This is a genomic window from Rheinheimera soli, assembly GCF_031457405.1.
Taxonomy (GTDB): Bacteria; Pseudomonadota; Gammaproteobacteria; order Enterobacterales; family Alteromonadaceae; genus Pararheinheimera; species Pararheinheimera soli_A.
In genome coordinates, this window is sequence record NZ_JAVDWR010000009.1 from 155,966 (window position 1) to 168,841 (window position 12,876).

Annotated in this window: 10 protein-coding genes; 4 read left to right on the forward strand and 6 right to left on the reverse strand. The window is 46.8% G+C overall.

Going from position 1 to position 12,876, the window contains the following annotated elements; translation table 11 throughout:
• Positions 1-27 precede the first annotated feature (27 nt).
• Complete coding sequence (locus J2W69_RS13885; RefSeq protein WP_310279516.1) at positions 28-1,665, forward strand: sensor histidine kinase; 1,638 nt, start codon at positions 28-30, stop codon at positions 1,663-1,665.
• 3 nt (positions 1,666-1,668) lie between these two features.
• Here J2W69_RS13885 and J2W69_RS13890 read toward each other — a convergent pair whose 3' ends face one another.
• From J2W69_RS13890 to J2W69_RS13910, 5 genes are all read right to left on the reverse strand, one after another.
• A complete protein-coding gene (locus J2W69_RS13890) occupies positions 1,669-3,357 on the reverse strand; it encodes an alpha-amylase family glycosyl hydrolase (protein WP_310279519.1) in 1,689 nt (562 codons plus the stop codon).
• 110 nt (positions 3,358-3,467) lie between these two features.
• Complete coding sequence (locus tag J2W69_RS13895) at positions 3,468-4,439, reverse strand: catalase family peroxidase (protein ID WP_310279521.1); 972 nt, start codon at positions 4,437-4,439, stop codon at positions 3,468-3,470.
• A gap of 332 nt (positions 4,440-4,771) precedes the next feature.
• Positions 4,772-5,500: a complement resistance protein TraT gene (locus tag J2W69_RS13900; protein WP_310279523.1), complete on the reverse strand. Its 729-nt coding sequence runs from the start codon at positions 5,498-5,500 to the stop codon at positions 4,772-4,774.
• Between the two features lie 175 nt (positions 5,501-5,675).
• On the reverse strand, positions 5,676-6,368 hold the full coding sequence (gene rsuA, locus J2W69_RS13905; protein ID WP_310279525.1) for a 16S rRNA pseudouridine(516) synthase RsuA: 693 nt from the start codon (positions 6,366-6,368) through the stop codon (positions 5,676-5,678).
• A gap of 58 nt (positions 6,369-6,426) precedes the next feature.
• A complete protein-coding gene (locus J2W69_RS13910) occupies positions 6,427-7,941 on the reverse strand; it encodes a thioredoxin-like domain-containing protein (protein WP_310279527.1) in 1,515 nt (504 codons plus the stop codon).
• Between the two features lie 274 nt (positions 7,942-8,215).
• Between J2W69_RS13910 and J2W69_RS13915 the strand changes: the two genes are divergently transcribed.
• From J2W69_RS13915 to J2W69_RS13925, 3 genes are all read left to right on the forward strand, one after another.
• Positions 8,216-9,562 (forward strand): sodium-dependent transporter, encoded by a 1,347-nt coding sequence (locus J2W69_RS13915; RefSeq protein WP_310279529.1) that lies wholly within the window; start codon positions 8,216-8,218, stop codon positions 9,560-9,562.
• Between the two features lie 121 nt (positions 9,563-9,683).
• Positions 9,684-10,634, forward strand: coding sequence for a lysylphosphatidylglycerol synthase domain-containing protein (locus J2W69_RS13920; protein ID WP_310279531.1), 951 nt, complete (start codon positions 9,684-9,686; stop codon positions 10,632-10,634).
• A gap of 43 nt (positions 10,635-10,677) precedes the next feature.
• Positions 10,678-12,078 (forward strand): hypothetical protein, encoded by a 1,401-nt coding sequence (locus tag J2W69_RS13925; RefSeq protein ID WP_310279533.1) that lies wholly within the window; start codon positions 10,678-10,680, stop codon positions 12,076-12,078.
• Here J2W69_RS13925 and J2W69_RS13930 read toward each other — a convergent pair.
• A complete protein-coding gene (locus J2W69_RS13930) occupies positions 12,075-12,449 on the reverse strand; it encodes a hypothetical protein (protein ID WP_310279535.1) in 375 nt (124 codons plus the stop codon). The genes J2W69_RS13925 and J2W69_RS13930 overlap by 4 nt on opposite strands.
• Positions 12,450-12,876 lie beyond the last annotated feature (427 nt).

Below are 12,876 nucleotides of genomic sequence, written 5' to 3' on the forward strand. Positions count from 1 at the left end.
CAATTCTACCTGCAGAGACATGGATTTTTGAGTCAGTCCCCAAGCGCTTCGACTACAGAGCTGCAACAAAAGCTCAGCGAAATTCGCCATCAGTTTACGAACTCCTTATGGCGCAGCTTTGCGCTGATTGCGCTGGTTGCTGTACCGCTTTCGATATTACGTTCCTTTAATACCGGTTGGCTGGCCGTGTACACAGTGCATGTAGTGGTGGGCATTTTGCTGGTGAGCGGTGCTGTGGTTTGCCATAAAATGCCTCTGCGCTTCAAAGGCAGTGTGCTGATCCTGATGTTCTGGGCTGTGGGGTTGCCCGGCGCTTTAACTTTTGGTTTTGCTTCACCAGGCATTTGGTGGCTGGTATTAAGTTGTCTGGTTGCTCATGTGTTGTATCAGGCCAGAGTGGCGCTATTGTTAGCTCTGGCGACCTTTTTAAGTATGATTGGCACTGCCTTTGGCTTTATGTCGGGCTATTTATCTATTCCGGTCAGTATCAGTCGTTATGTAGCCGAGCCAGCTTCCTGGGCCGCTTACATCATAGTGAACTGCATCGTATTTTTTGTCGTGGTTCGCACTTTTATCAGCTATACCGAATCATTACAGGCCACCACCCAGCACCAGTTCCGGCAGTGGATCGATGATTTGCCTATGGGGGTGGTGGTGCTGGGCAAAGATCAGCACCCTTACTACAACAACAAAGCGGCTCAAGAATTATTAGGCCCGAAACCTGAACAGCCTTTGGCTTTTATGGCCGGCACTAACAAAATATATCCGGCAGAGCAAATGCCAGCAGTGAAAGCTTTGGCAGGTGAAATCAGCCAGACTGAAGATATGGAAATTGAGCAGGATGGGATTCGCCGTCATATGCAGGCCTGGGGCCGGCCCGGTTACAACGAACACGGTGAACTGACCTTTGGTATAGCAGTGTATGAAGATATCAGCGCCCGCAAACAGCTGGATTTACTCAAAAACCGTTTTGTGTCTACGGTAAGCCATGAACTTCGCACACCTTTAACTTCAATTCATGGCGCTTTGGGTTTAATTTTGGGCAACGCGCTGGGTGAACCAGAACCTAAAATTCGCGCCATGCTGGAACTGGCTGAACAAAACAGCCAGCGCCTGATCCGACTGATTAATGACATTCTGGATATGCAAAAAATTGAAGCTGGCCAGATGAATTTCCATTTCGCCAAAGTGCAGTTGCAGCCGTTGTTGCACTGCGCTGTCGATCAAATGGCTGGTTATGCCGAGCAGCATCAGGTGACTATAGAACTAGGCGCTGTACCTGATGATGTATGGGTATGGGCTGACAGCAATAGGTTGATGCAGGTGTTGGCGAATTTATTGTCTAATGCCGCGAAGTTTTCTTTTGCCAATACGACAGTAAAAGTACAGGTGCAGCAGCAGGACGGACAAGTCCGTATTGCCATCATCGATCAGGGGCCTGGCATAGATGAAGAGTTTAAAAGCCTGATTTTCAGGCCGTTCAGCCAGTCTGATACCTCAGATGTTCGTAACTTTGGTGGCACAGGCTTAGGTTTGAGTATCAGTAAGTCAATTATCGAGAAGCACAACGGCAACTTGTCGTTTGAAAGCGAGTTAGGCAAAGGCAGTAGTTTTTATATCGATTTGAAAGCAGGGGCAGAACTTAACTCCGCCCCTGTTTCCTAGCCTTTAGTTCTGCCAGATTTGCAGCTGGTGAGCGTTCAGCTCTGGTGTTTCATCTTCCTGCCAGCTGACCTTCAAACCTGCTGGCACTAAATCAGCTGGGACAGCCATAGTTTCAGCGGACAAGTTCAGCAGCATCAGGCTTTGTTTATCACCTAAAGACCGGACAATTTTCAGCAACTTACCATCAGCTAAAAACTCTGCTTTGTAATCCCCTGCTATACCAAACTCGGCACGTTCGGCTTTTTGTTTAATCAGGAATTTATACAAAGACCAGACAGACTTCTCATCAGCCTGCTGTGCAGCCACGTTATTTGGGCCTTGTTGCTGAGCCGTCAGAAATGGTGTCCACCAGCTGCTTTCAGCCTGAGGCGGGAATAAATCATCGCGTTGCACCCAGATTTTTTCTGCTGTACTAAAACCTGCCTGAGGGCTGTTATCCCAGAACATCGGCGAGCGGCGGTGTATATGCTCTTTGTCGGACGCCTGAGTTAACGCAATTTCTTCACCGTAATAGATATAAGTGGTGCCCGGAGAGCTGAACAATACAGCTGCTGCCAGCTTAGCTTTGTTAAAGTTTTGCTCTAACTGCCAGCTTAAACGTGGCTGATCGTGGTTGGTCAGGAAAGGGCTGAAGAACTCCATAGGCGCTGATGTGGTTTTACGTTGTTGTAAGTTTGCCATCAGCAGGTTGTCTGCTTGCGTGGTGTTTTCCTGCTTCATAGTGCCAAATTCGGCATTTTGTTTGCCAGCGTTTAACAGCTCCAGCACTTTGTAACCAAACTCAAAATCAAAACCAGCGTCCAGACCTTTACCATCGCCCCAGTATTTAGCAGCTATAGGTAAGTCGACCCAGGCTTCAGCCACCAGATAAGCGTCTGGTCTGACACTTTTGACGTACGCTGTAAAGTCGACCCAGTAGTCTATAGTGCCTTGGGTATCAGCTCTTTGTTGTGGGCCATCTTCGTGCACATAACGCACTGCATCTAAACGGAAACCTGCCACACCTTTATCCAGCCAGAATTTGGCCATCTTTTTCATTTCGGCAACCACATCAGGGTGCTTTAAGTTCAGATCAGGCTGCGAGGCACCAAAAGCGGCGTAATACCAGGCTTTGCGTTCTTCGTTATAGTGCCAGACGGTTTCTGGTTTAACTTCAGTGCTCCAGGCCGGGCCCCAGCCATCTGTGGGCAGTTCATCACGCCAGACAAAATAGTCAGCATAAGGCGCTTCACCTTTGGCAGAGCGCTGAAACCAGTCATGTTTATCAGAGATGTGGTTAATGACTAAATCAAGGATAATATTAATGTTTTTCGCTTTGGCAGCCTGCACCAGCTGTTCAAAATCCTGCATAGAACCATAGTCTTGTTCTACTTCGTAAAATTCGGTGAAGTCGTAACCGTGGTAAGAAGGCGCTTCGAAGATAGGGGTTAACCAGATGGCGTTGATGCCTAAATCCTGCAGGTACGGCAGCTTGGCTTCTATGCCTTTAAAATCACCTGTGCCATCGCCATCTGTATCGTAAAAACTGCGGGGCCAGATTTGGTAAAACACTGCGTCCTGCCACCAGGGTGCTGCTGCGGTTTGGGTCACAACAACCGGAGTTTCAGCAACAGAGCTGGTTTGTTCAGGTGCTTTGCCGCAGCCCGTTAAAGCGACGGCTAAAGCCAGCGCCAGCAATGATTTATTCAGCATTCGAAGATCCCTGTTTTTTGAGTTTGACCCAGCTTAGTCAAATTCAGGCCACAGGGCCAGACTGCATACGAATGCACCCGACCTGGGCATTCGATTTAGCGTTAAATCAGCTACTGGTTGGTTAATCTCTTGCCAAAGGAAATAGCGTAAGCCGGAGATCGCATTTGCAACACTCTGTCTGCACTGGCCCGCACACCGGCGCTTAGTACATTGGGATCGAAGTTAACCACAGTGCAGGCTTCGCCACCTTGTTCTGTTATAGACAAGCGCCCTATCTCCAGAGTTGTACGCTGTGTTGGCCATAACACTGAAGGGTCGGTTTCAGTATCGCCCGCTTCCCCCAGCACCAACTGCATAGTCCAGTGGGTTGGGCCTTTAGCTAAGCGATCAGAAAGCCGCTTTTGCAAAAAGTCTGTCGGTGGTGCTTTTATTTCAGCTTGCGTTAAACCTTTGACGCCATCCTCAGGCACAAAATGCCAACGCACTTTATGCTCCACGCCGCTGTTGTCTTTGATAAAAAAGGTGTGAATACCAAAATAAGACGTGGTGGCGTAACTCCATGGCGGCGAGTTTTTTGCTAAATACTCAGCCTGAGCTTGGGTGTCTGGATGAGCGGCACGAAAAGCCTGAGTTTTCGCCAGATCGGCCTTTCCTGTGGCTGGGTCAGGAATTTGGGTTTGCAATAAGCCTAAAAAATTCTCCGGATCTTTAGCGCCAAAAACAGGAGTAGTTAACATGGCAAAATGCTGAAGTTCACCCTTTGAGCTTTTCAGCTGCACACCTAAACCACGCGGAGAACGGGCATTTTCCGGCGCATTTGGGTTGCCCCCAGCCATAGAAAAACGTGCAGTGACAGGCACTTTCTCACCAGATAACCAAAACACTGAGCTGAAGTTTTTAGCCTCAGGTAAAGCCTGAAAACTACCAACAGCACAAAAGCCTTTAGCATGACCTTTACGTTCGCCTTTATGTTCACCAAAAATTTTGGCAAAGACGTCAATAAACTGGTTAGGAGTAGCCTGTTCCGCGGCTTGCAAAGCAGGGCTTAAAGCCAGCAATAAAGATAAAGTTATTTTGTTCATCGATCATCCTCTTGAAGCACTGCAATAGATACAGCCAACAGAGACAGGGCGATCAGTGAAAAACTTTCAGAGTGGGCGACAGACTACTAAAAACAAATGAAAAAAATGGCCCGGAGCAATTTTCACTCACATCGTCCATGATGTTCGCCTACGGCAGCTCACACTGTGAAAAACGGCTATCCTGCCGTTTTTTTAACATCGGAGCGAAGCGACGATGGCCCGGAGGGTGCTCTGCAGCACAGCAGAGCATAAAAAAATGGCCGCCGAAGACAACAAAACGGCAGCCACTGGGAAATCAGGATTTTAACTGCTCAAGCTGTGCAGCCTAAGTCTTATAAAATACCTGAAATTGAACGCATCAAACCTTTTACTAACTCTGGTTCGGCGTCAGCGTATTCCATATTGACCTGGTTAGCTGAAGACATAATGCGGGTCTGGTAACGTTTCCATTGTGTTTCTTCAGTGGATGTCACATTTTTATAGCCGCTGTTGCCTTGTTTCAGGCTGGCTCTGTTTTCTTCCAGCACTACTACACCTTTTTTCGCCCGCTCAGAAATTTGCAGGTCAGTGACTATGCTGTAATGCACGTCTTTCACCATAGCGTCAGCTGCTAAACCAATTAAAGCACCAGCTACAGTAGCACCGGCACGGCCACTGCCACTGCCAAACTGGTTACCTATAGCACCACCGACCAAAGCACCACCAAAACCGCCGCCAAAGGCTTCATTCTGAGCGCGTAAATCAGTTTGGCCAGCCTGTAACACATTGGCTTGCAACAAGAAATTGGCTTGTTCCGGATCACGCACTACACGGTAGCCTTTAGACTGCACCGCTTCGATGATCTGAGGCTCTATCGATAAACCCTGTTTATCAGAAGTATTACGCACCTGGATAAATACAGTACGTTTATCATCTGCTACCGGGTCTAAAAAGATGGTGTCACTCATCTTGGTCTGAACTTCCAGATTACGTTTGCTGATTGCCGTATGAGTGGCAGAACAGCCTGACAACACCAAAGCTCCCAGAGCTAAAGCGGCAACAGCGATTTTCATTTTCGACATATAAAACTCCATAACACTCAATGAGATTAGACCTGCATAGTTTAACGGACAGCGCGTTACAGACCAAAGCGAAGTGTTCATTCATCATGTTAAAAGATGTAACAGATTATGCCGTTTTTGCTTTTGCTGCCGTTTTAACAGGAAGTATAAACTCACTCGCTGAATTACAGATGAATTAGCGGAACAACGCCACTTCTTCAGGTGTTAAGTAACGGTATTCGCCTTCGGCTAAATCCGGGTCCAGTGGCAAAGCGCCAATTTGTTCGCGGTGCAGCTTTTCGACTTTATTGCCTATAGCTCCAAACATACGTTTCACCTGGTGATAACGACCTTCACTGATCGTCAGCAAGACTTGATGTGGATCGATGATTTCCAGCTTCGCAGCTTTAGTTAAGTCTTTTTCACCACGTAACATAATACCTGCAGCAAATTCCGCAATGACGGCTTCAGGCACAGGGTCGGCCAGCCAGACTCTGTAGGTTTTAGGGCAGTGATGTTTAGGCGAACTGATTTTATGTGACCACTGACCATCGTCTGTGATCAGCACCATACCAGTGGTATCTAAATCCAGCCGGCCCACTGTATGTAAACGCTCCATCAAAGGTTCGTCCAGTAAGGTAAACACAGTGTTGTGGTCCGGATCTTCAGTCGAGCAGATATAACCCGCAGGTTTGTGCAAAACTATATAACGCAAGCCTATCAGCTGCAGTTGTTCGCCTTCTAAAAACACCTGATCGGATGCTTTGAGCTGCAAGGCCGGTTGTTTGGCTATTTCGCCATTCACTGTTACCAGCTTTTGACGTATTACTTTACCGGCCTGACTACGAGTCAGACCGGTGCAATCACATATAAACTTATCTAAACGCATCTTTGAGTTTCCCAACTGTTCTGCTTTTAGTGTAACCAGATAAACGACCAGACTCCACCTACTTTGGCTTTGTATCTGCCTTAGCCGATGCAGGCACCTGCACTTCAGACAGTTTCTGGTCTTTTAAATGCCAGCGTAAGATCCTGTTGTTATTGGTGTCGGCTATAAACAGCTCACCATTAAACACTGCTAAACCGCCAGGTTCATTCAGTTCAGTGCCTAAACTAAGCGTCATCACCTGCTGCTTGTCTAAATCCAGCAATCTGATTTTATGGTTGTAGGTATCAGCCACTGCCAAAGTATTTTTATCCAGCGCCACCACATCTTTATTGTGTTGTAGCAAAGCCCGTTTAAAACCACCATCCTTTAAACCAAATTCAAATAAGCCCTGCCCGACTAAGGTATCAACTTTACCCGAGCTTAAATCGATTTGCCGCACTGCACTGGCTTCGGCGTCAGCCACCCACAATTTATTGCCTCTTAAAGCTAAACCACTCGGCTGATTAAACGCAGCATCCTGACGTTTGCCGTCCAGCAAAGCTTCCTGCCCTGTGCCTGCAAAGAGGTTCAGCGCTGAGCTTTTTAAATCCAGAGTCCAGATTTGATGGCTACCCGCCATAGCGATATACAAGGTGTTGTTATCCAGCGCTAAATCCCATGGGGAACGCAGCGATACTTCAGTTGGCGTTGAACCCGGAATTAAACGGCCTTGCGCCAGCTCGCCATTGCCCGCAATAGTACTGACCTGAAAGCTAGTTAAGTCGATACGACGAATGGCATGGTTGCCGGTATCAGCAACATACAAAGCGTTGTTAGCCAGCACCAAGCCCTGAGGCGAAGAAAAAGCGCTGCTGTCGCTATGACCATCTTTTAATTCAGCTATGCCAGTGCCTAAACGTTTCACCAGCTTGCCCTGATGATCCATCAGCACTATTTGATGATGTAAGGTATCGCTGATGGCGATATAACGCTCATCTGCAGTGACAGCGCCTGGCGCCGCCAATACAGTGTTGAGCGGGTCCAGTAATTGAATAGGTAAAGGAGTAAGGTTAGGTTCACCTTTAAACTCAGCTAATAGCTGTTTAATAGCCTGATCCAATACATCGTATCGACCTTCACCGGACGTTTGCCCAACATACTTGCCGTCAGGCCCTATCAGGACAAAAGTAGGCCAGGCACGCACGGCATAAGAGCGCCATAACTGAAACTCCACATCATTGACCACCGCATGTTGCATACCGTAACGCCGTACTATGGAGGTTAAAGTGCTTAATTGTTTTTCGTTTTCGAATTTAGGCGAATGCACAGAGATCACAGCCAGCTGGTTGCCATATTTTTGTTCCAGCTTGTGTAAATCAGGGATCACATGAATACAGTTGACGCAGCCATAGGTCCAGAAATCCAGCAATACCACTTTGCCTTTTAGTTGCTGCATGGTTAAAGGTTCAGTCACATTCAGCCAGGGTAATCCGGCAGGGAACTCAACACTGTTGGTGCGGGCCGAAGCTTTGGCCAGGCCAAAGGTTAAACTACAGGTCATGACTAAAATCCAGATTATTAGTTTAAAACGCATTCGTGACTCCTGGTCAAACAACTCATCCACTATATAGAACGTTCTTAACATGAATTTCGTTCATTGTTTTAATTAAACAGGCACTGATTAACCTGAGTTTAACGATAGATTGATGACAGCGACGGATTTTTGGTTGCTTTTTGCCACGGATTTCCTCTATCTTGCTGCTGCACCAAGGTGTAACTTCTGCGACTTCCAGGCTCATTTTTGTCTTACCAATGAGTCAGCAGATAGATAAGGTCCCAAAAAACTATAACTAATATAAGAGATAAGCATGACTAACTCGACAACACGCGGCAGCTGGGGTTCGCGTATCGGATTTATTTTAGCGGCAGCAGGCTCTGCAGTGGGCCTTGGCGCGATCTGGAAATTCCCTTATGTAGCTGGTGCCAATGGCGGCGGCGTTTTCTTATTGGTGTACCTGGCCTGCGTATTTTCTGTCGGTGTGGTGATGCTGCTGGCAGAAATGATGATTGGCCGTACTGCCAAAAAATCCGCCACTTCAGCCTATCGTGCTTTAGGCAAAGGCTACTGGCATATAGCGGGCTGGCTGTCCGTCCTTGGGGTGTTTTTAATTCTGGGCTTCTACTGTGTGGTAGGAGGCTGGACTATTGCCTATATAGTACAAAGCATTCAGGGCACAGTGTTGACCACAGACGCTAAAGTATTGAGTGATACCTTCACTCACTTTATTGCTAACCCCACTTCTTCGTTAATTTATACCGCCTTGTTTATGATCATCACAGCAGTGATCGTGATTGCAGGGGTACAATCTGGTATTGAACGTATTTGTAAAATTCTGATGCCAGCCCTTTTTGCCTTGATGCTGGTGATGGTATGGCGCAGCCTGACTCTGCCAGGTGCCATTGAAGGGGTGATTTATTTTATTACTCCGGACTGGAGCAAACTGAGCATTAAAATGGTGCTGGATGCTTTAGGCTTAGCCGTATTTTCATTGTCTGTAGGTGCTGGTTTAATGGTGGCTTATGGCTCTTATTTAAGCCCTGAAACTAAGGTAGTGAATGCTGGTTTATGGATTGCTGGCCTGGCGACTTTAGCCTCAGTCATGGCTGGTTTAATGATTCTGCCCGCTGTATTTGCCTTTAATGTCGACCCGGCAGCAGGCCCTGGTTTAACCTTTATCACCATGCCAGCGCTATTCGCGCAAATGGCCGGCGGTCAAATACTGGCGTTAATTTTCTTCAGTTTATTGTTGTTCGCTGCTGTCACTTCATCCATTTCTATTCTGGAACCTGTAGTGGCATTCCTGATTGACGAATACGGCATGCAGCGTAAAACAGCGACTATAGCTGTCGCTGTAGTGAACTATACAGTGCTGGGTATTCCTGCTGCTTTGTCCTTTGGCGGTGGTATGGAAAGCTTTACTATTTTCGGAAAAACCCCATTTGATGCGATGGACTTTATGGCCTCTAATGTGCTGATGCCTTTAGGTGGTATGTTTGCTGCGACTTTTGTTGGCTGGCGGGTATGGCCACAAATTAAAGCTATTCTGGCAGGTGAAGTACCTGCAGCTGTGCAGAAAATTTACTGGTTACTGGCCGCTGTGGTTTCTCCGGTGCTGATTGCTATAGTAGCCATCATGACCATTAAAGGCAGTTGAGCCCGAGTGAGTACTATAAAATCCGGAGTTCCGTTGACGAAACTCCGGACAACCACCAGACCCGTCATGTTGTTGCCCGGCCTATTCTGGCTAAAGCAGTAAACAGGCAAGGATTGAGACCATGATAAAAAAAGACTACGTATGGCCCTTGATAGGATTGGCCGCTGTAGCGTTTTCTGTCTATGTGCTGATAGAACAGCTCAAAGGTATTTCGTACGACGATGTAGTCCGCAGTTTAGAAGCTATTTCTTTGCATGGCTGGCTGATGGCCGCATTAGCTACTGTATTTGCTTATGTCGCCTTAGCGGGGTACGACCGGCTGGCGTTATCCCATCTGCGTAAAAAAGTATCCTGGACCTTTATTTCCGTAGCCTCTTTTACTGCTTATGCCATAGGGCATAACCTGGGTGCCTCGGTATTTTCTGGTGCAGTAGTGCGCTACAGAGCTTATCGTTCGCAAGGCCTGACAGCAGCAGAAGTAGGTATTCTGGTCGCATTTTGCTCTTTTACTTTTGCTTTGGGCACCATAGTTTTAGCTGGTATTGTATTGTTGATTGAGCCAGGTTTACCTGCTTTGTTTCACAGTGCCTTGCCAGAGTGGGTCGCCTTATTTCTTGGCGGCGCTATGTTACTTCTGGTGGCCCTGTATTTGTGGGGCAGCTTTATGAAAAAACGCTGCATCAATTTATGGACCATCAAGCTGGAGTACCCACGTTTTTCGCTGATCTGTAAACAACTGGTGGTAGCACCACTGGAGTTATTAGCAGCTGCGGCCATTATTTATTACGCCTTACCAGAACAAAGCAACCCGGGTTATTTTATGGTGTTGGGTATCTTCCTGGCCTCTTTTTCAGCCGCCTTGCTGTCTCATGCCCCTGGTGGTTTAGGTGTGCTGGAAGTGATGTTTTTATTGGCCTTACCCAATGTAGACCCGGCTGATGTGATAGCGGCTTTACTGGTTTTCCGTTTATTTTATCTGTTAATCCCTTTTGCTATTTCACTGATTTTTGTGGTCTGGTTTGAACATGATCAACTGCTGCAAAAGTTGAAAGGAAAAAAAACCGCCAGCTGAGCAGACCAATAAGTGCGGGGCCAGCGCACAAACAGGATGTTTTATGAAGATCACTCTGTTCCCTGCAGCACTTTGCGCCGTGCTAAGCGGCTTATTCTCTGCAACTTTAGCTGCGGCTCCTTTACCTGAGATTCTGGACTACTACCCTGAATGTTTTTCCGGGCAAACTGAGTTAGCCGTTGCCAGTGTCCGGCTTAAAACGGATGATCCAATAGCGGGGTTAAGCGCTGCACCAGGTTTCCAACAGCTATTGCAACAGCTTCAGCAAAAGGCTGCAGCCTCAGGCGCTGAAGCTCTTACCATTGAAAAAATAGAAAAAAGCGCTCCTGTTCAGTTCCAGAATCGTCATAACGATGACCACACTGCGACGGTAAAAGTAAGTGCAAAGTTGCTTCATTATTGTGCTGACAATAAAACCCTGAGTGAGCGCCAGCCGCCCTACAACTCAAGCGGGAACAAAATTATAAAAAGTACCAAACTCATTTCAATAGCAGCAAAACAAATAGTGATACAACATGACACCCCTGCGGATCTTTATAAAGATCCGGCCAATTACATAGTGTCAGTTCAGCAGGGGGTTGCAGGGGTATTACCGGGCCAGAGCAAAGCTCAGGTGATGGCGTTATTAGGACAACCTTCAATACAAATCCAACTGAATAATCAACAGCAAATGTGGGGCTATGGTCGTAAACTCTGGCTGACCTTTGCAGACACCTTGCTTTGGATTTCAACAGACTCAGATTTGCTGTCAAACTACGCTCTGAATCGTATTGATTTACGCGACGCTTACGACAACACCAACTGGAGCATTGAAGGCAAAGTTCCGCTAAAAAGCCGGGAATCTGTAGTGCTGGCCACACTGCCGGGCCAGTTTCAAAAACAAGCCGGATACTTGGTACAACAGCAAAACCAGCGTCAATTAGCTCTGCAGTTCGAAAGTTTTAAGAACAACAACTCCAATACAACAGAACAGCTACTGACAGGTTTTACTTTATCCGGAGCAGAAAAAACAGCGGCTACTACAGCAACTTACTCATCACAGCCTATCCAAAACTGGTTACAACAACTAAAAGGCAGCCCTGATCCAGGCTCTGATCTAAACAGTCTGCAATCTCAGGTTCCTGTTCATCAGTTGCACAGAGGTACAGACGGCAGTTGGCTGCTGGTCGGAAATTATCTGTCATTGCAGTACAGCCATGAGCGACTGGCTAAGCTGCATTTGGGTGAATCCATGTTTGGCCAACACGATACCAAAGAGCTGCATCAGCTGATTGTGGCCGCTGGCTACCCGCTGACCAAAGCTGAGTTTATGACAAAGTACCCGGATGCTTTTGATTCTGGGTATGAACTACAGCTGTATCTGGACGATAAAACTCTGGTTGCGGTGTTTAATTCTGAAGCAGAGACTGCAGTGATCGAAGAATTAACCCTGACGCTGAATTAATCATTCATTCGTTTAGGACGTTCGGCTTTGGGCTGGAAAGAGCTGGGCAAGACTTCGATGCCTAGTTTGCGGCCTACTTTAATTAAAATCGGAATAGTTAAAGGGGCAAAAGGCAACACAGCAAAAATCCCTAAGCCTGTGGCTCTTAATACGTCGACCAGTTGATGGTTAGCAAAACGCATTTCAGCCTGAGTAGCTTTGCCCTGCAAAGAGCGCTGGTAGATTTGCAGCATACGTTTGGTTTCTTCGGTTTCTTGCGACAAAGCCATTCTGAGCCGAATCATGCTAAAGCGAATACGCGACATACTTTTACGCCGTTGTAACCGCATAACCCGGATCGGCGCCTTATGCAACCGACTTAACAAATTCATAACCACCTCAACTGCCTGCTCTACGCATTATCGGCTGCTTTGGTGAGACAAGACAGTGTTATTTCACTGGGCAAGATTTCGAATGTTTTTTGCTCGGCACTTGAATATTATTTTCTGTGCAATTGTCATGTTCAGCTATGTCTTTGATCTCAGATCAGTTGCCAGGCGAGCTGAACAAAAAACCAATACTCTTGCTTTCGCCCTGCGCTCTTCATTGACAGAGCATCAAAGTATCTGTTAGTTTTTTATTTTCCAATTCAGATACAATGATAATGTCATGTAACTCATTGCTTAATTAATTTTAGTTACGATGAGATATGATGACGAACAGGTGCGTATTCTGTTTTATCTGAACACCTATTCTGGTGATTGTGAACACCAGTTTTTTTCCCGCGTTGGGCTCAGCTCCTTTTTAGCTCAGGTGTTC